The 18,591-nt window shown below is 73.0% G+C and carries 15 protein-coding genes and 2 pseudogenes; 9 read left to right on the plus strand and 8 right to left on the minus strand.

Annotated elements, in window-relative coordinates; all coding sequences use genetic code 11:
• Positions 1 to 141 precede the first annotated feature (141 nt).
• A complete protein-coding gene (locus tag E1294_RS24975) occupies positions 142 to 4,998 on the plus strand; it encodes a CHAT domain-containing protein (RefSeq protein WP_132512068.1) in 4,857 nt (1,618 codons plus the stop codon).
• Here E1294_RS24975 and E1294_RS24980 read toward each other — a convergent pair.
• Both E1294_RS24980 and E1294_RS24985 read right to left on the minus strand, forming a co-directional pair.
• On the minus strand, positions 4,938 to 5,249 hold the full coding sequence (locus E1294_RS24980) for a hypothetical protein (RefSeq protein WP_132512070.1): 312 nt from the start codon (positions 5,247 to 5,249) through the stop codon (positions 4,938 to 4,940). The genes E1294_RS24975 and E1294_RS24980 overlap by 61 nt on opposite strands.
• A 75-nt stretch (positions 5,250 to 5,324) precedes the next feature.
• Positions 5,325 to 5,780, minus strand: coding sequence for a hypothetical protein (locus E1294_RS24985; protein ID WP_132512072.1), 456 nt, complete (start codon positions 5,778 to 5,780; stop codon positions 5,325 to 5,327).
• A 112-nt stretch (positions 5,781 to 5,892) separates the two neighbouring features.
• On the opposite strand from E1294_RS24985, the gene E1294_RS24990 reads away from it, so the two are divergent.
• Positions 5,893 to 6,408: a P-loop nucleotide/nucleoside kinase family protein gene (locus E1294_RS24990; protein ID WP_132512074.1), complete on the plus strand. Its 516-nt coding sequence runs from the start codon at positions 5,893 to 5,895 to the stop codon at positions 6,406 to 6,408.
• Here E1294_RS24990 and E1294_RS24995 read toward each other — a convergent pair.
• Both E1294_RS24995 and E1294_RS25000 read right to left on the minus strand, forming a co-directional pair.
• Positions 6,405 to 6,953: a GNAT family N-acetyltransferase gene (locus E1294_RS24995; RefSeq protein WP_132512076.1), complete on the minus strand. Its 549-nt coding sequence runs from the start codon at positions 6,951 to 6,953 to the stop codon at positions 6,405 to 6,407. The two genes, E1294_RS24990 and E1294_RS24995, sit on opposite strands and share 4 nt — an antisense overlap.
• Positions 6,954 to 6,997: 44 nt before the next feature.
• On the minus strand, positions 6,998 to 7,705 hold the full coding sequence (locus E1294_RS25000; RefSeq protein ID WP_246083254.1) for a sirohydrochlorin chelatase: 708 nt from the start codon (positions 7,703 to 7,705) through the stop codon (positions 6,998 to 7,000).
• Positions 7,706 to 7,994: 289 nt separating this feature from the next.
• Here E1294_RS25000 and E1294_RS25005 point away from each other — a divergent pair, with 289 nt between their 5' ends.
• Positions 7,995 to 9,290, plus strand: a complete 1,296-nt coding sequence (locus tag E1294_RS25005; protein ID WP_165977462.1) for an MFS transporter — start codon at positions 7,995 to 7,997, stop codon at positions 9,288 to 9,290.
• Here the strand turns inward: E1294_RS25005 and E1294_RS25010 are convergent.
• Both E1294_RS25010 and E1294_RS25015 read right to left on the minus strand, forming a co-directional pair.
• Positions 9,287 to 10,219 (minus strand): SPFH domain-containing protein, encoded by a 933-nt coding sequence (locus tag E1294_RS25010; protein ID WP_132512080.1) that lies wholly within the window; start codon positions 10,217 to 10,219, stop codon positions 9,287 to 9,289. The two genes, E1294_RS25005 and E1294_RS25010, sit on opposite strands and share 4 nt — an antisense overlap.
• A gap of 67 nt (positions 10,220 to 10,286) precedes the next feature.
• On the minus strand, positions 10,287 to 11,621 hold the full coding sequence (locus tag E1294_RS25015) for an MFS transporter (RefSeq protein WP_165977463.1): 1,335 nt from the start codon (positions 11,619 to 11,621) through the stop codon (positions 10,287 to 10,289).
• A gap of 98 nt (positions 11,622 to 11,719) precedes the next feature.
• Here E1294_RS25015 and E1294_RS25020 point away from each other — a divergent pair, with 98 nt between their 5' ends.
• From E1294_RS25020 to E1294_RS57795, 5 genes and pseudogenes are all read left to right on the plus strand, one after another.
• On the plus strand, positions 11,720 to 12,391 hold the full coding sequence (locus E1294_RS25020; protein ID WP_246083255.1) for a GntR family transcriptional regulator: 672 nt from the start codon (positions 11,720 to 11,722) through the stop codon (positions 12,389 to 12,391).
• 9 nt (positions 12,392 to 12,400) lie between these two features.
• Positions 12,401 to 12,760 (plus strand): DUF2203 domain-containing protein, encoded by a 360-nt coding sequence (locus tag E1294_RS25025; RefSeq protein ID WP_132512082.1) that lies wholly within the window; start codon positions 12,401 to 12,403, stop codon positions 12,758 to 12,760.
• Between the two features lie 45 nt (positions 12,761 to 12,805).
• A pseudogene (locus E1294_RS25030) lies at positions 12,806 to 13,453 on the plus strand (SDR family NAD(P)-dependent oxidoreductase); the annotation flags it as partial.
• 33 nt (positions 13,454 to 13,486) lie between these two features.
• Positions 13,487 to 13,833: pseudogene (locus E1294_RS25035) on the plus strand (ArsR/SmtB family transcription factor).
• Positions 13,826 to 14,881 carry an SRPBCC domain-containing protein gene (locus tag E1294_RS57795; RefSeq protein WP_342775076.1) on the plus strand — a complete coding sequence of 352 codons (1,056 nt, stop codon included), beginning with the start codon at positions 13,826 to 13,828 and terminating at the stop codon, positions 14,879 to 14,881. Before E1294_RS25035 ends, E1294_RS57795 begins: the two are co-directional and overlap by 8 nt.
• 117 nt (positions 14,882 to 14,998) lie before the next feature.
• On the opposite strand, the gene E1294_RS25050 is transcribed toward E1294_RS57795, so the two are convergent.
• Positions 14,999 to 16,516 carry an MFS transporter gene (locus E1294_RS25050; RefSeq protein WP_132512084.1) on the minus strand — a complete coding sequence of 506 codons (1,518 nt, stop codon included), beginning with the start codon at positions 16,514 to 16,516 and terminating at the stop codon, positions 14,999 to 15,001.
• 212 nt (positions 16,517 to 16,728) lie between these two features.
• Here E1294_RS25050 and E1294_RS25055 point away from each other — a divergent pair, with 212 nt between their 5' ends.
• Positions 16,729 to 17,358: an alpha-ketoglutarate-dependent dioxygenase AlkB gene (locus E1294_RS25055; RefSeq protein ID WP_132512086.1), complete on the plus strand. Its 630-nt coding sequence runs from the start codon at positions 16,729 to 16,731 to the stop codon at positions 17,356 to 17,358.
• A 177-nt stretch (positions 17,359 to 17,535) separates the two neighbouring features.
• On the opposite strand, the gene E1294_RS25060 is transcribed toward E1294_RS25055, so the two are convergent.
• Positions 17,536 to 18,591: a WD40/YVTN/BNR-like repeat-containing protein gene (locus E1294_RS25060; protein WP_132512088.1), complete on the minus strand. Its 1,056-nt coding sequence runs from the start codon at positions 18,589 to 18,591 to the stop codon at positions 17,536 to 17,538.

Below are 18,591 nucleotides of genomic sequence, written 5' to 3' on the forward strand. Positions count from 1 at the left end.
CCCACCGCCCTCAACCCTTCACCCACTGCTCCCGGCCCTTCGCCCGCCACCCGCGGCCCTTCACCCGCCGCCGGGGAGGCAGCCAGCGCTGCAGCAGCCGCCGTTCACGACTCCACCCCTGGCGCCGCCTTGGACCCCACCATGGCCGCCGGTGTTGACGGCGGCTCCGGGCTGCTGTCGCGGCTAGGGGACCTGCTGGACGATCTGATCGAGCAGCCGGAGCCGGTGCCGGTGGACGAGCGGCTCGCGCAGGCCGCGACCGAGCTGGCCCTGCGCTCGCCGGACGAGGAGACGGCGGGCAAACTGCTGCGCCTCGCCGAACGGCGGACGCGAGCACCGGGGGAGCGCGGCGAGCACCTGCTCCAGGTGGCGTCGCGGTTCGCCGAGCTGGGTCGTCCGCACATCGCCGGTGACGTGCTGGCCCGGGCCTCCACGGCGTTCGGTGAGGCGGGGTCGCGCTCGCGGATGGCGTACGCGCTGTCCAGGCAAGGAGCAGGGGAGGAGGACGCCGGCCGGCTCGACCGGGCGCTGGAGGCGTACGAACGGTCGGCCGCGCTCTACCACGAGCTGGGCGAGCCGAGCTCCGAGGCGCTCCAGCTCGGCAGGAAGGCCGCCGTTCACCTGCGGTCGGGTGATCCCGCCGGCGCCGTCGAGGAGCACCTGCGCGCCATCGCCCTGTGTGAGGACGCCGGGCTGGCCGCCGAGGAGGCCTCCCATCAGGAGCGCGCGGCCGACGCCCACCTGGCCGCCGGCGACCCCGCCGCAGCCGTGGCCCGCACGGCCAGGGCGCGCGAGCTGTACGTGGATCTGGGCGAGACCGAGCGGGCGGCCATGGCGCTGGTGCCTGCCGCCAGGGCGGCCGTCGACCAGGGCGACCTCACGGCGGCCGGCGAGCGCATCACCGCCTGCGCCATCGAGCTGGAGGCGGCTGGAGCGTGGGAGGAGGCCTGCAGGACGCTCGACGCGCACGCCGTCATGCTGGCCGGGCGCGGCCACCGGGCACAGGCGGCCGCCTGCGAGACCCGGCTGGTGGAGATCGTGCGGCGGAGGGGACGGCGCCGCGAGCCCGCCGACGAGTGGTACCGCATCGCGCGGCGCCGCCGTGAGCGCGGTGACGTAGCCGGTGCGCGGTTCGCCTTCGACCTGGCCGAGCGCGAGTACGAGGCCGCCGGCCACGACGACGGGGCCGGATCCGCCCGGTACAACCTGGGCGCGCTCGCCTACGCGGAGGGCGAGCCGGAGCGGGCACTGGAGTCCTTCGGGGCCGCGGCGGAGGCCTTCGCCCGGCTGCGCGCTCCCGCAAAGGAGTCGGCGGCGCTCACCATGCGGGCCACCTGCCTGACCGTGCTCGACCGTGCCGAGGACGCCTCGGCGGACCTCGACCGCGCCTTGGAGCTGGCCGCCGTCGCGGACGACTCCGAGGCGCTCCTGACCGCCTCCCTGGGCAGGGCCGCTCTGGACGTGCGGCTCGGGGAGCTGCGGGAGGCGGGGGAACGCCTGCGCTCGTCGCTCGGGCCGGCCGCGGGCGACCCCGTCAAAGAGGCCGTCGTACGCGATCGGCTGGCGGCGCTGGCCGCACGCACCGGTGATGTGCCCGCGCAGGTGACGGCGCTGGAGCAGGCCATGGCGGGTTACCGCGAAGGCGGTCAGGACCGGCTGGCGGCCCTCGCCTCCACCCGGCTCGGTTTCGCGCTGGAGCGGCAAGGCGAGTTCCGCCGCGCCAGGGCCGCGCTGGAGACCGGCCTGGCCGGGCTGGAGACGGCCGGGGACGTGATGGGGGTGCCGTTCGAGGTGATCGCGCCCATGGCGGGCGAGCTGGACGTCGAGGTCCTGTCCCGGCTCGCCGCCATCCAGCTGACCCTCGGCGACGTGACCCGCGGCCGTGGCACCCTCAACCAGGCGCTCACCACGGTGCGGGCGGGCGGCGGCCGGGACGGCGGCGCGGAGCGGCTGGAGCTGTGGCTGCGGATCGAGGAGGCGGAGGCCGCAGGAGACCCGCTTACGGCCCGCACCCTCGCTGAAGAGGCGCTCACCGCCTCGGAGCGCGCCCCCACCGGCCCGGCCCAGGATCCCACCGCCTCCCGGACGGCTCTCACCAGACCGGTACAGACCGTCACCACCGACAGGGCCGCGCACGCCCCGGCCGGCTCCGAGCCGAGCGCGTCCCCGGCCGAGCCGGATGTCGCCGGGACGGGTCCGGGTCCCGCCCTGGGCGAGCCGGGTTCCGCCGGGACGGGGCCGGGCTTCGCTCCGGTGGAGCTGGGTTCCGCCGGGACCGGTCCAGGTCCCGCCCTGGGCGAGCCGGATGCCGCAGGCGTGGGTCAGGGGCCTGTTCCGCAAGAGCCGGTGCACGGGGGCGTCGAGGGCGCGGAGGAGCGCTCGTACCTGCTGGCCAAACTCTCCGCCCTCTGCCGCGCCCTGGGAGACCCGATCGCCGCCTACGACCGCGCGGCGCGCGGTGACCGGCTCCGCGACGGCCGCCGGATCGAGCACCTGCGGAACCTGGGCGCGGCGGCCAGGGACCTCGGACGGACGGACGAGGCGGTCCGGCACCTCGCCCAAGCCGTCAGCCTGGCCAGGGCAACGGGCACAGCCCTCCCGGTCCAGCTCGTCCAGGCCCTTGACCTGCTCGGCCGTACGCTCACCGCCCAGGCCCGCTGGCAGGACGCCGCGGACGCCTTCGACGAGGGACTCGCCCTGGCCGACGCCCCCATCTGGCGCGCCCTGCGAGCCCCGCTCCTCGCCGGACGGGCCGCACTCCACCTCGGGCTGGACGAGCTGGACGAGGCGGCGTCCCGCTACCGGCAGTCCCTCACGATCAGCGAGGAACTGGGCGTGCGGACCGGGCTCGCGGACGCCTACGCGGACCTGGCCCTGGTCCGCACGCTGCGCGGGGAACGGGACGAGGCCAAGCCGCTCGCCGAACGGAGCCTGTCCCTCGAACGTGCTCACGGCAGGGGACACGGCGTGGTGCTGGCCCTGATCGCCCTCGCCCACCTGGAGGACCCGGCAGGGGCGTCGACGCGCCTGGACAACCCGGGGGAGAAGCTGACCCGCCTGCGGGACCCGGCTCGGACCCTGGCCCGCCTGGAGAGCTCGGCCCGGGCGTCGCTCCTCCTGGAAGAGGCGCTGGCCCTGGCCGAGGAGCTCGGCTACCGCCCCGGTACGGCGCTCGCGATGAGCCGCCTGGGCGCCCACGACGTCATGACCTCCTCGTACGCCCGCGCCCGCCGCCGGCTGTCCGCGGCCATCGACCTGCTGGCCGAACTCGGGCACGACCTGGAGCTGGGCGTCGCCTGCCACCATCGTTCCCTGGCCGCGGAGGCGCTCGGCGACCTGCCCGCCGCGCTGGCCGACGCGGAACGCGCCGTCGAGCTCGGCCACCCGCCCGCCCGTGACCGGGCCTTCGACCTCGCCGTACGTCTTCGGCGCGGCCTGACCGCCTGGACCATCCTCGAACGCGCCAAAGTCACCACGCCGACCGCTCACCTCGACCCCCCGCCGCGCCCGCTCGAAAGCAGCGGCGACGGCCCGGAACAGCGCGGCCCCGCTTTCCCTGGCGGCGGGCCCGGCCCTGCCTCCGCTCGATCGGGCGGCGCGTCGCGTCCCGCGCCGGTTCAGCAGGAACGGTGGCCCGAGCCCGGCCCAGCGCCCGGAGGGGTGCCCGGTGAGATGCTGGAGGCCGAGCGGCGAGGGCTCGACGCCGTGCGTACGCTCATGACGGCCGCCCGTAACACCCGAGACCCGGAGCAGGCGGCGGCGCTCATCCGGCGCGCCCGCGAGGCCAGAGCCGAGGTGGAGTCGTTGTGGCGGCGCATGGAACCCCTGGCCCCTTGCCACGTGGCGCTGCGGCGGGGCGCCCCACCCGACCAGGCCCAGCTGGACGCTCTCGTCGCGCCCGAGCCGGCCGTGCGCTCCCCTGCGGCTACCGGCCCCACCTCCCGGGATGCCATGGGGGCCGTCGGGCTGCTCGGGTTCTCCGTGGGGGACGGCGCCGTCACCGTGCTCGCCCATCGTACGGGCTGGGCCGAGCCGCGGGTGTTCCCCACAGCCGCGGGCCGCGATGTCCTGAGCGACTTCCTCGCCACCGCGCGCGAGCGGCCGGGACTGCTCGACGTCGAGGCCCGCCGGCGGCGCGCGGACCTCTGGAGGCGGCTGGCCGACCTGCTTCTGCGGGAGGCGCTCCAGACCTTCGGCGACGACCTCGACCTCGTGCGCCTCCTTCCGCACGCCGAGCTGCACGGCATCCCGCTCCACGCGCTCGCCCCGGATGGCCGCACGCTGATCGAACGGTTCCCCGTCGCCTACGCCCCGTCCGCCGCCGTCCTGACCCGCCTGGCGCGGCGTACCCGGGCGGTGGGTGCGAGTTCGCTGGTGCTGGGCTTCCCGCGGGGGGACGGCGCGAGGGCTCCCATGGAGGCCGAGGCGGAGGAGGTCGCCGCCCTGCTCGGCACCCGGCCCCGCACCGGCCCGTCCGCCACCGCGGCGCTCCTGCCCGGCCAGTGGGACGTGCTGCACTTGGCGTGCCACGGTGTGTTCGGTCAGGGCGGCGACCCGTTCGGCTCCGGCGTCCGGCTCGCCGACGGCCTGCTCACCGCCAGGCGGCTGATGACCATGAACGTCGATGCCCGCCTCGTGGTCCTCACCACCCACGAGCAGACCCGCGAAGGCCCCCGTGCGCAGGCAGGCGAGGGCGCCCGTGCGCGGGTCCGCGAGGGTGCCGATGCGCCGGTCCGCGTGACCGTCCCCGGCGCGGAGGACGTGGCCGCGCTGGGGCACGCGTTTCTGCACGCGGGGGCCAGGTCGGCGCTGCTGGCGCTCTGGCCGGTGGCGCCCGAGATCACCCTGGCTCTCCTGCGCGACTTTTACGCCAGGCGGCGCGACGGCGAGGGCGAGGCGCGGGCCCTGCGCTCGGCCGTGCTGGGGTTGCGCGAGCTCTACGGCTCCGCCGAGCCCGGGCTCTGGGCGCCGTACGTGCTGGTCGGCCTGCCCGGCTGAGCGTCCGTCCACTTCGAGCCGGGCATGAGCGTGACCAGCGCGAGGTGGCCGAAGAACCCGATCACGAGCCCCACCGCGTAGCCTCCGAACGCCTCCGGCAGGCCCAGCACCGCCGTCACCGCGCCCCCGCCCACGACGGCCAGCACCGCGGCGAGGTCGGCCAGCCCCGCCGCGCCCTGCCGGTGGCGCTGCGTCGTGTGGGTCAGCCATCCGATCACGATTCCGAAGCAGATGGCGCCGAGCACCGCCATGCGTGAACCTCCTCGTCGTCAGGCCGCTCGCGCGGAATGATCTCCGATCACCATCGCAGGTGGGGGCCGGGGCGGCTAGAGGTAGGGCCGGGCCGCGCTCACCAGCTCGGCCGCGGCGTCGCGGGTGTCGATGGAAAGGGCCGTGTCGGGCGTGCGCTCCCGGACGTCCTGGTCGCGGATCGCGAACACGGCGGGGGCGACGCCCACGTCGCCGTAGCGCCCGGTCACGGCCTCGCTGATCGCCCTGCGCAGGTCGAAGACCGCGCTGCGCGCGGTGTGGCCGGGGCCCGAGGCGGCGAGATGGCCCAGCATCCCGGCGAAGCGCAGCTCCGTCTCGGCCGCGGGACGCTGACCCGGCAGCACGGGCCGGTCCAGCCAGAACACCTTGCCGGCCAGGAACGCCGCGTAGCCCGTGCCGTCGCGGCCGAGCACGCGCGCCGTCTCGGCGAGCAGCTCCCCGAACCCGGCCAGCTCCGCCCCCGGCGGCAGGTCCGTGGTGACGAACAGGGGCACGATCAGCGAGTCGAGCATGGCAGTTTCCCTCCGTGAGGAGGCTCATCGTAGGACGCCCTACCGACAATCCCGGTTCCCGCCACTCCGCCTGTCCGGCGGGTCTGCCCGGTAAGGGCGGTAAGATCACGAAGTGGCAGAGGCTCTCTTGATCACGGGCACCGTGGGCGTGGGGAAGACGTCGGTGGCGGACGCCGCGGGCGACGTACTGATCGACGCCGGCGTGCCCCACGCGGTCATCGACGTCGACTGGCTCCGCCGGGCCTGGCCCGCGCCCCCCGGCGATCCCTTCAACGGAGCCCTGACGATGCGCAACCTGCGCCCGGTGGCGGCCAATTTCCTGGCGGCGGGCGCGCAGCGGCTGGTCCTCGCCGGCGTCATCGAGAGCCGCGCCGAGCGCGCCGGCTACGCGGAGGCGCTGGGCGTCCCGCTCACCGTCTGCCGGCTCCACGCCGCTCTCCCCGAAGTCCGCAAGCGGCTGAGCGTACGCCACGCGAACGACCCCGAGTCACTTGACTGGCACCTCGAAAGGGCGGGGGAATTGGCACCGATCCTCGCCGCGGCCCGGGTGGAGGACTACGCCGTGGACGCCGGCGCGGGCTCTCCCGCGCAGGTCGCCGCCCTGGTCGTCAAGGGGTGGGGCGTCTAGCGCTCGGTCCACTCGTCCTCGAGCGCCGAGTGCACGATGGAGTCGCGCCAGCCGTGCGGTGTGTGCACGTGGTGGCGGATGCGGCCCTCCTCGACCATGCCCGCCGTCAGCATCGCGAGCTGCGCCGGCAGGTTGGCGGGGGAGCGGGCGCCCCAGATGCGGTGCAGCCCGAGCTGCTTGAAGCCGAACTTCAGCAGCAGGCGCACGAGGTCGGTGCCGATGCCCCGGCCCCACTGGCCGGGATGGAGCCCGAAGCCGATCTCCGCGCTGTGCGGGTGGTCGGCCTCGATCCGCAGGCGGGCCACCCCGATCACGCCGTGGTGCTCGGCGTCGATCACGGCCAGCACATAGAGGCGGCGCGGCTCGGCGCGGGCGGCCTCCATGGCCTGCTGGACCAGCGCGGTCACCTCGTGCAGGTCGCGTGGGGTGAAGGGCGTGTGCTGGGTCGCGGCGGGGTCGCCGTAGACGGCGTGCAGGGCGGCGACGTCGGCCTCCGTGACGTCACGGAGGCCTAAACGCTCACCCTTGCACAGGACACGCCGCATGCGACAGACGGTAACGCGAGTCTTGTGATCTCTACAAGTTGCTGTCAAGTGGCGAGTTGACTTCCGTAAGCTCGCGCGACAAGTTCGGCGACGGCGCTGTGGGAGCCGAGCGGCTCCGCGTGCCCGGCGTTGATCGCCGCGGCCGCCTCCTCGACGATGCCCTGCGGGGCCTCGTGCCCGATGATGCAGGGCGCGATCGCGAGGCGCTCCGCGCCGGCCTTGCGCAGTTGCCGGGCCGCGAGGACGACGCCGGGCTCGCTGTCCATCGAGGCGGCGAGGACCGGCAACGTGAGCCTGGAGGCCAGGAGCACCGCGGTGGCCTGCACGGCCTGTACGGCCCGCTGACCGCCCACCGTGCCGAGGATGACGGCGTCGGTGGGGCTGGAGACGTTCAGCAGGCGTACGCGGTCGGCCCTGGCCAGGCCGCGCTCGGCGAGGCGGATGTGCAGCGCCTCGGCCAGCAGCGGGTGCGGCCCGAGCGCCTCGGTCACGACGGCTTCCGAGCCGCTGGCCGCGACGGCCTTGCCGATCTCCGCCATGACGACGGGGTCTTCCCAGGTGAGCAGCGGCACGACGACGGCGTCACGGCCAGGGGGCAGCGAGTCGGCAAGGTCGGTGACGCTCTTCAGCCGCACCTCGATCTGCGGGTGGTCGACGCGTACGACCGCCGCGATCTCCTGGGCCACTCCGGCGGTGTCGCCGGGGGTGGCGAGCACGAGCAGGGGAGCGTCCGGCGGCAAGGACGTGGGCACGGGACGGCGATGGCGACCGCCTCCCGGCCGGGGGGAACGTTCACGTACAGGCAGGCTCACAGGCGCGCAGTTTATGCCCATTCAAGGCCGCCTGTTCTGTGAATCGATGGCGATTCCGTCACAACCTGCCATGCCCGGCCACGAGATGGACCGCTCCGCTCGCTATGAGTGATCGAGATGGGTTTGTGATGGCCGAAAAGATTGACTTGCCGGTACGAAACGGAAACTGTTGAGTAACTAGAAACGCGTTCTAGAGCGAGTCCCAGGTCCGTCCCCCCGGAGGATGGGAATGAAGCCGTTCTATGTCCGCGAACTGAGCGTTTATCCCGTCGGCCGCCGCAGAATCTTCCTGCTCGCGATAGCCGTGCTGGCCAGCCTCGTGGTCAACTTCGAGACCACGATCGCCACCATCCTGCCCCTCCTCATGGACGACCTGGGCATGTCCCTCACCGTCTACGGCCAGATCGCCGCGCTGTCGGTGCTGGTGGGCGGGATCTCGGCCGGGTTCGGCGGCATCCTGTCCGACCGGTGGGGCCGGGTCAAGATCCTCGTGCCGACCCTGACCGTCACGGCCGCCTGCAACTTCCTGCTCGCCACGGTCGACACCGTGGCCGGGCTGTTCTGGATCCGGTGCCTCATGTTGTTCATCGAGGGCGCCGGCATCACGATCACCGCGTCGCTGGTGCGGGACTTCTCGCCGCGGATGGGGCGGGCGCAGGCGTTCGCGTTCTGGACGTGGGGACCGGTCGGGGCCTCGTTCCTGGCTGCGCTCATCGCGGGCTTCACGCTGCCGCTGTTCGGCAACGCGTGGCAGTCGCAGGCGATCATCATGGGCGTGGTGTCGCTGACGATGTGCGCGATCATCGCCTGGAAGATCGCCGAGCCGTCGGCCGCGCTGCGGGCGCAGGTGCTGGAGGACGAGCAGGCCGTCCAGGTGGGAGAGATCATCGCTCCCGGCAAGGTCAGGGAGCTGTTCAGGCACCCGCACTTGTGGGCGCACGTGCTCGGCAACACCGGCTGGCAGGTGCTCTACTGGACGTTCGCCATCTTCGGGCAGACGATCCTTTCGGGCGCGTTCGGCATGGACCCGGCCGAGGCCAACCGGGTCGTGGCGCTGAGCATCGTGGTCAACGCCCTGACCGTGGTCGTCGTCGGCCGCGTGTCCGACCGGCTGCGGCTGCGCAAGCCGTTCATCGCCGTGGGGACGGTGTTGACGATCGGCGCGATGGCGTACTTCATCGCCCTGATCGGTCCCGGGGTCCCCGCCGCGCACGTGACCGTCGTCTACGCGCTGATCCTGCTGTTCATGGGCATCGCGTACGTGCCGTGGATGGCCGGCTTCTCCGAGAACGCCGAGGACGTCGAGTCCCGGCTGCAGGGCTCGGCGCTCGGCATCTGGGGCATGGTCGTCCGCGTCATGATCGTGGTCCTGCTGGTCGTCTCCCCGATCGTCGTCGAGGCCGGCGGCTGGGAGACGTGGCTGACCGTGGCGCTCGCCGGCCAGGTCGTGTTCCTGATCTCCATGGCGGCCTTCAAGGGCCGCTGGCGGACGGAGCGCACGGCCGCCCCCGAGATCCCGGCCTAGCGTGCGGGCACGACGACCGACTGCGGGTTGCCGGGGGCGTACACGGTGATGCCCTGCGGCAGCGACTTGAGCTTCTCGATCTCGGCGCAGGACGGGCACTTGTCGTAGCCGTCCTGCCTGGCCTTGTTCGCCTCCGCCTCCGCCTCGGCCTGGGCGACCTTCGCCTGGGCCTCCGAGACGGCCGCGGCGGCGGCCAGCGAGCGGTCCACGGCCTTCTGCACCTCTCCGGGCAGCGTCACCTTGACCAGCGTGAAGCGCAGCCCGGTCAGGAAATCGCCGTCCAGCGTGATGGGCAGGTCGCGGGTCAGCGAGGCGTTGACCGCCTCCTGCACCTTGACGATGGTGGCGTTGCTGTCCCGCGGCTTGAGATCGGAGCCCTCCAGCAGCGAGCAGGAGGGCACCAGTTCGGCGCAGCGCATCGCGCCGATCTGCCCGCGCAGCGCGTTGTCGATCACCGGCCGGACGGCCTGGCCGAAGAAGGCCGCCCAGCCCTGGTCGCCGTCCCACGGGTAGAGCGATCTGTCGTCCTGGGCGCGGAAGGTGCGTGTTCCGTACTTGTCGTCGAACTTCTTCAGCGTCTCGTGGTCGAGATTGAGCGTGAAGTAGAGGGTGCCCTCGATGCCGAGGTTCACGCCGTCGCTGCTCGGGACCGTCACCACGTCCACCCCGAGCGCGGTCGCCCGCTTGGCGTCCGCGGTGATCGTGTAGAAACGCTGCTGCGCCGGATAGCGGTGCACGGTCGACCACATGCCGGTCCAGGTGACCCCGGAGCCGGGGTTGATCACCTCGCGCACCTTGTTGTCGTCGAGCGGGCCGCCGTCGCGCACCACGGCCACCTCGCCGCCGCTCGTGCTCCGCATGCCGCCCACACCCCCGATGAGCAGGGGGATCGCGATGATCGCGGCGACGACGGCCAGGGCGATTCTCATCCGGATCCTTTCGCTCGGGCGGCGTTGGCAGCCGCCGCCCACGGCTTTCGCGGCATTCCTGCGGATCTCAAGCGAACGGGCCAACCTGGCCCGGCAGCGAGGGCTTGGCGGGGACGTCGGGGCCGGCGGCGAGGTCGAGGTCGCGCGTCTCAGGGGCGATGGCCAGGCCCACGGTCGTGACCGCCAGGGCGGCGACCACGTAGATCGACACCGCCAGCGTGGTCTGGAACGTGTGGAAGAGCTGGAGCGCGATGACCGGGGCCAGCGAGCCGCCGACGATGCCGGCCACCTGGTAGCCCATGGACGCGCCGCTGTACCGCAGGCGCGTGCTGAACAACTCGGCGATGAACGCGGCCTGCGGGCCGTACATGGCGGCGTGGGTGACCAGCGCCACGATGGCGGCCAGCGCGATCAGCGGGAAGGATCTGGTGTCGAGCAGCGGGAAGAACGCGAACACCCACACCGCGGCGGCCACCACGCCCGCCAGGTAGACGGGCCGCCGGCCGTACCGGTCGGACAGCGCGCCGGCCACGGGGATCAGGGCGAGCTGCAGCGCCGAGGCGATCAGTACCGCGTTCAGCGCGTACGAGCGCGGCAGGTCCAGCTCCCCGGTGATGTAGACGATGATGTACGCCGTGAAGGTGTAGAAGGCCACGTCGACCCCGATCCGCGCGGTGAAGGCCGACAGCAGGGCGCGCGGGTGCGTGCGCAGCACCTCGAGCAGTGGCATCTTCGCCTTGGCGCCGTGCTGCTCGACCTCGGCGAACAACGGCGACTCCGAGATCTTGAGCCGCACCCACAGCCCCACGAAGACCAGCGCGCCGGACAGCAGGAACGGCACCCGCCAGCCCCACGACAGGAACGCCGCGTCGGACATCGTGAAGGACATGACCGTGAGCAGGCCCGTCGCCAGCACGTAGCCCGCGGGCACTCCGACCTGCGGCCAGCTGGCGTTGAAGCCGCGCCGCCGGCCGTCGCCGTGCTCGAGCGACATGATGACCGCGCCGCCCCACTCGCCGCCGAGCCCCAGGCCCTGCACGAACCGGAGCAGCGCCAGCAGGATCGGCGCGATCACGCCGACGCTCGCGTAACCGGGCAGCACGCCGATGAGGAACGTCGAGATGCCCATCACCAGCAGCGTGACCACCAGGACGGTCTTGCGGCCCGCGCGGTCGCCGAAGTGACCGAACACGATGCCGCCCAGCGGGCGGGCCACGAACGCCACGGCATTGGTCGTCAGCGAGGCCAAGGTGGCGTTGAACGGGTCGAGGTCGGGGAAGAACAGCTGGGGGAAGACCAGGGTCGCCGCGGTGGTGTAGAGGAAGAAGTCGTACCACTCCAGCGACGTGCCGATCAGGCTGGCGAGGATCACCCGCCGGGTCTGTTGCGTGGAGCCTGACATCGAATGCTCCTTGAGTTGAGGGGATAGGTTCAACGTAAGGATCGTTGAACAATTCGACAAGAGGTTTGCTCCATGATTCCCTGTCAAATGTGGATAACGTGGTTGCTGATCTCTCCCAGGACCGGCCCCGCCTGGGACGCAGCAGCACGGCGGAACGGGTGGCCGACATCCTGCGCGACCGCATCAGCGAGGGCTTCTTCCCTCCAGGTCAGCGGCTGTCGGAGGAGTCCATCTCCGAGGCGCTCGGCGTGTCGCGCAACACGCTGCGCGAGGCGTTCCGGCTGCTCGGCCACGAGCGGCTGCTCGACCACCGGCTCAACCGCGGCGTGTTCGTCCGACTGCCGTCCGCCGCCGACGTCTCCGACCTCTACCGCGTGCGCCGCGTGCTCGAAGGCGCCGCGGTGCGGCGCACCCCCGACGAGACGGAGCTCGCGACGATCGGCGAGGCCGTCCGTGACGCTGAGCGGGCCGCCGCGAAGGACGACTGGCAGGGCGTCGGCACCGCCAACATCCGGTTCCACCAGACCCTCGTCTCGCTCATCGGCAGCCCGAGGATCGACGAGGCCATGCGCCAGCTGCTGGCCGAGCTGCGCCTCGTCTTCCACGTGATGGAGAACCCGCGAGCCTTCCACGAGCCGTTCGTCGACCGCAACCGCACGCTGCTCGAGCTCATCGGGTCGGGCGGGCCCGATGCGGCCGCCGCCTACCTCGACGACTACCTCGACCACGCCGAGCAGCTGCTCATCCACGCCTTCGAACCGAGCCGCTAGCGTGGGCGCATGGACCGGATCTTCACCCTCGACGAGGCCCGTGCGCTGCTCCCCTCCGTGATCGAGGACGCCCGCGCCGTGATCTCCGCCCGCGCCGACCTGGCCGAGATCGATTTCGACCGGCGTGCGAAAGGGCGCTCCGAGCTCGGCGGCCTGCCTGAGCTGAAGGGGCTGCAGGCCCGCGTCGAGGAGATCCTGAGCGGATGGAGCGAGCAGGGGATCGAGGTCAAGGGCATCGCGCCCGTGCTCGTCGACTTCCCCTCGGAGCTCGGCGGCATGTCCGTACGGCTCTGCTGGATCGAGGGCGAACGCGAGCTCGCCTGGTATCACCGCACCGAGCTGGGCTTCGCCGGCCGCCGCCCCCTGTAGCCACCGCACGTCCTTGACGGGGCCCTTCGAGGCGTCTTCCTCGCCGGCCGCACTCCGGCGGCGCTCGACAAGGTCGTCTCCGACATCCGCGCCGCCGGCGGCAGCACCGAGGCCGCCCGGGTCGACGCGCTCGACGAGAACGAGGTCGACGCCTTCGCCGACTCGGTGGCCGGGCGGGCGGCCGGCATCGACGTCTCGTTCAACGCCATCGGGATCCAGGACGTGCAGAAGCCGCTGGCCGAGATCTCGGTCGCGGAGTTCCTGCGGCCGGTCGAAGTCGCCACGCGCACACAGTTCCTGACCACCAGGGCCGCCGTCCGGCACATGGCGCCGCGCGGGTCCGGCGTGATCCTGATGTTCGGCGGCGGCGGCCCTCAGACGGCACCCGGGCTGGGCGGGTTCAAGGTCGCGCTCGACGCCATGGAGAGCATGCGGCGCCAGTGGGCGTGCGAGGCCGGGGCGCACGGCGTCCGCGTCGTCACCATGATCACCGGCGGCGTGCCGGAGAGCCTCACCGACGGATTCGAGGGCAGGGACGAGATCGCCGCCGCCATCCGCGAGTCGACGCTGCTGGGCCGCGCCGCGACGCTGACCGACGTGGGAGACGTCGCCGCGTTCGTCGCCTCCGACCGGGCCAGGACCATGACCTCGGCCACCGTGAACACCTCCTGCGGCGCGATCGTGGATCATTGACCACGCGCACTCTCGACAGGAAGACCGACCCGGATGCCCGACGACCAGCTCAGCCGCACCTTCGCCGCCCTGGCCGACCCGACGCGGCGCGCCATCCTCGCCCCGCTGGCCGAGGGGAGGCCACGCTCAACCAGCTGGCGGAGCCGTTCGACATGAGCCTCCAGGCGGTGTCCAAGCACCTCAAGGTGCTGGAGCGGGCAGGGCTGATCAGCCGGGGCCGCGACGCGCAGTGGCGGCCGTGCCGTCTGGAGGCCGCGCCGCTGGAGGGCGCGTCGGAATGGATAGACCGCTACCGCGAGCGCTGGACCGACCGCTTCGACCGGCTCGACCGGGAGATCAAGCGGATCCAGCGCGGTGAGGGAGGACCACACCATGGGTGACACCGAGTTCGTCATCGAACCCGGCCGGCAGGACGTCGTCATGATCCGTGTCTTCGACGCGCCGCCTGACGTGGTGTTCCGGGCGATCACCGATCCCGGGCTCATCCCGCGCTGGTGGGGGCCGAGATCCCTGACCACCAGGGTCGAGCTCATGGAGGTCCGGCCGGGCGGCCGCTGGCGCTACGTGAACATCGACGAGCACGGCAAGGAGTACGCCTTCTGCGGCGTCTACCACGCCGTCGTGGCACCGGAGCGTTACGTGCGCACGTGGGCGTTCGAGGGCTGGCCGGAGGACGTGGCCCTGGAGACGGTCACGCTGGAGGCGGTGGACGGCCGGACGAGGTACGTGGCGAAGTCGGTGCACCAGTCGGGGAGTCGCGCGACGCCATCGTGCGGGCCGACGGCCCGAAGGGCGGCGGAGAGTCCATGGACCGCCTCGCCGAGCTGCTCGCCGGCCGCTGACCCTGCGGACTCCCGCACTGCGCGGGCATACGCTGCTGGGGTGGAGGTTTACTCGACCAAGGTGATGGCCGCGCGAGCCGTCGACCTGTGCGTGGTGCTGCTGCACGAGCAGCCGTCGATCGAGTCGGTGGCGCGGGTCCTGCGCGACCACGGGGAGACCGGAGACCTCGATCTCAGCGCGAACGACCTGACGGCGATGCGGGAGGCGGCGGCGCGGCTCCGCGAGGTGCTGGGCGCGCAGACCGCAGACGAAGCGGCGGCCCTGCTCAACCGGCTGCTCGCCGGCGGAGCCCAGACGCCCAGACTCACCAGCCACGGGGGTTCGACGACGTGGCACCTGCACGTCGACAGCGGTGACGACGCGCCGTGGGGGGAGTGGTTCCTGGCGTCCTCGGCGATGGCGCTCGCGGTGCTGCTCGCCGACCACCAGAGGGTTCCCGGCGGGCTGTGCGCCGCACGGAGCTGCGGGCGGCCTTTCCTCGACCTCGGGGGCGGCAGCCCGCGACGCTACTGCAGCGCCCGCTGCGCCACCCGCGAACGCGTCGCCGCCCACCGCTCCCGCTCCTCACCACGCGTCCCCACCTGAGCCCCTTCCCGGCGTTCCCTTCGCCCGGGAGCGCCCTCGCCCCCGGCGTTCGTTTTGCCCGGACGCGCCCTCGCCCCCGGCGTTCGGCCTCCCCTGTGGCGACCTTCGCCCGGCGTCTCATTCTTCCTGGCCGGGCGTGCCGGGCCGTCGTCCCGGTGACCGCCTCAGGATGAGCACCACCACAGCGACCGCCTGCAGCGCCGCGCCGGCCAGCAGGGCCGCACCGGGCGAGTACGCAGCCAGCGGGCCCGCCGTCGCGGACCCGAGCGCGTACGAGGTGATCTTCAGGCTGGCGCCCGTGGTGAACACCTGGCTCCGCAGGCGCGCGGGCGCCTCGCGGTGGCGTACGGAGAACAGCGCGGTGAGTTGCGGCCCCGCACCCGCACCCGCCACGGCGGCGGCGATCACGGCGATCCAGAACGACTCCGACACGGCCGCCAGCGCCATCCCTGCCCCGAGCACCGCCGTCCCCCAGATCAGCACCCCATCCCACCACCGCGCCGGGTCGCGGGCGACGCGTGTCCCGCCCTCCGTACGCGCCGGGTCGCGGGCGGTCCGCGCTTCGTTTCCCGCGCGGGCCGGAGCGCGGGTGGCCAGGAGCGCGTTCATCGCCAGCCCGCACGCGGCGGTGACGCTCAGCAGCAGCGCGCCGTGGCCGCTTTCTCCGGTGAGCCGGACACCCAGCACGGGTGCCGCCACGACCAGCATGGCCTCACCGGCACACGAGATCATGGACCCGGCCGTCGCCCTGCGCAGTGACGGATTCCCGGTGATGACGGCGAACCCGGCGACCAGCTCCGCCCGGACGGACCGCCCGCCTCTCTGCCGCCCGGTCTTCTGTCGCCCGCCCTCCTCGCGCGCGGTCTCCTGGCGCCGGGCCCCTTGACGCTGGGCCTCCTGACCCTCGACCTCCTCGCGCCCGCCGCCGGTGGCTCCGGTCTCGGTCGGCTGAACCTCGGGTGGGACCGGGTCTGGATGTCCTTCGGGGGACGTCCGGATCCCGACCGGCCGTCGATCGGGCGGCGTCCTCCCAGACGATGCTCTCCCCGTGGATGTCCGGCCTGCGGAGGTCCCCGTGGAGGTTGCGTCCAGAAGTGGGGGCAGAGTCCAGGCGACGGGCAGGGCGGCGATCAGGAGCGCGGCGCATGCCGCCACCGCCATGGTGCCGCCGCCCACGGTCGCGAGCACGCCTGCCACGGCGGGACCGGCGAGTCCGGCCACGTTGTAGGTCATGGCGTCGAGCGCGGTAGCACGGCCCAGCCGCTCGGGACCGGCCACCAGCCGCAACTGCGCGGTCCAGCCGCCGGCGAGCGCGGGACCCAGCAGGCCGGTCGCGACGGCCACCCCGATGAGCGCCGCCTCCGGCACCCGGCCCAGCCCCGAGAGGACCAGCAGGAGCCCGGCCGCGTACCCCGACAGGCAGCAGGCGAGCAGCCTGCCGGGCCGCCGCGCCCGGTCGAGCAGCACTCCGAGCAGCGGCCCGCCCACGGCGGCCGAGACGGTGAGCCCGGCCAGCAACCACGACGCCAGCACGGGAGACCCGGTGACGGCGAGTCCGGTGACGAGCAGGGCGGGCCCAGACATCTCGTCTCCGGTGCGCGCGGCTACGGCCCCAGCCATGTAACGGGATAACATGGATGAGACGTTACATGGATGGTGCTCTTCGTGTGAGGGCGGGGTTGCCGGGAAGGTGCCAGAAAGCGTTCCAGGGTCCTGGAGACCGGTTCGCGATCGAGGACGGCCCGGCCTGTACGGACTGCGTGCCGCGCAGGCCGGGCGCACCTGCGCGGTCGCGCCACCCACCGGTGATCGAATGTGTGTTTGAACGATGGCCTACACTCGTCCCTATGACAGCCGCGTTCCAAGCATCTCTGCTCGGCCTCGACGAGGAGCTCGCGGTCGGGCCGCTCGGCGCCACGGTGCGCAGGACGCACCTCGCCCACGGCGCCTGGATCGACCTCAGGCCGGGCTGGCTGGCGGGAGCGGACGAGCTCTACGAACGGCTGGCCGAGACGGTTCCGTGGCACGCGGAGCGGCGGCACATGTACGACCGGGTGGTCGACGTGCCCCGGTTGCTGAAGTTCTACGACGAGCACGAGACCCTGCCCGATCCGGCGCTCGACGAGGCCAGGCGGGCGCTCAACGCTCACTACGGCGAGGAACTGGGCGAGCCGTTCCTTACGGCCGGTCTCTGCTTCTACCGCGACGGCCGTGACAGCGTGGCCTGGCACGGCGACACGATCGGCAGGGGCAGCACCGAGGACACCATGGTGGCGATCCTCTCGGTCGGCGACCCCCGCTCGCTGCTGCTGCGGCCGCGCGGCGGCGGTTCCTCGATCCGCCACGACCTCGGCCACGGCGATCTGATCGTGATGGGCGGGAGTTGCCAGCGCACCTGGGAGCACGCCATTCCGAAGACCAGCCGCCCGGCGGGGCCGCGCATCAGCATCCAGTTCCGCCCGCGCGGCGTGCGCTGATCCGCACCCGCGTAACACCCGCCGCCACTCCGCTCCAAGGCCGGTCACACGGCGTCGGCCGCCCTTGGGTCACGCGGCGCGGTCGCGCAGGACCATCCGGTTCGGTCGTTCAGCGGCGGGCACGACCATCCGGCTCGGTCGTTCAGCGGTGGGCGCGGCAGGCTGGGCGGCGGCCGGTCACCGCAGGGTCAGTCGTGCGACCCGGCCCTGCTCGCCCGCCGCCCAGCACGACAGGTCCCGCGCGCAGGACACCGTGTCGAACGATCCGTCGTCGAATGTCTTCCAGCTCCGGCCGCCCGAATACGTCACGTCACTCCCGGAGGGCCCGACGGCGACGGCGGCGAAGGGCGGGAAGGGCAGCCAGGTGACACCCGACCGGTACGCGGGCGGTGGGGCGCCGGCCGCCCGCCAGGTCGTCCCGCCGTCCTCACTGACTGCCCCGGCGCTCGGCGACTGCTGTCCGGGACGGTAGTCGCCGCCGACGGCGATGTTCCGGTGCCGGTCGCGGAAGGCCAGCCCGAAGACGCCGCGTGCCGGATCGCCCGCCGGGATCGGGGTGTCGGCGACGGTCCACGTACGCCCGCGATCATCCGAGTGGAACACCCGCGACCGCTCCGCCCCGCCACTGGCCAGCCAGACGTCCCGGCCGCCCGCCGTCACCAGGCACTGCCCGCTCGCCGCGAACCCGGCCTCGCCCGGGAGCGCCTCCGGCATGCCGTCCGAGGGCAGCACCTGCCAGCTCCGCCCGCCGTCGTGGGTCGCCAGGATGCGGAACCGGCCGTCCACGGGGTCGCTCATGGCCAGCCCGTGCCGCCGGTCGAAGAAGGCCAGGCAGTCGTAGAACGCCTTCGGCTCGTCGTTCCTGAACGTCTCCGTCCACGTACGCCCGCCGTCGTCAGTGCGGTAGACACGCGAGTCCGTGCCCTCGCCGATGGACAGCGCGACGGCCCTGTGCGCGTCGAACGCCTCGATGTCGCGGAACTCCAGCGCCGCCGTGTCGGGCGGGGAGACGTTCTGCCAGCGTCGCCCACCGTCCACGGTCCTCAACACGGTGCCTTCCGAGCCGGAGGCCCACACCACGTGCCGGCTGACGGGCGACAGGCCGCGCAGGCGCGCCGTCACCGCGGTCTCCTTGAGCTCCCAGCCCAGCTCCGGCGTTCCGGCGTGGGCGGGGAACGGAGCGGCGAGGACGAGGGACGCTGACAGCACGCTCAACGCGATGCGAAGCTTCAT

This window comes from Nonomuraea diastatica (genome assembly GCF_004349015.1).
Lineage (GTDB): Bacteria > Actinomycetota > Actinomycetes > Streptosporangiales > Streptosporangiaceae > Nonomuraea > Nonomuraea diastatica.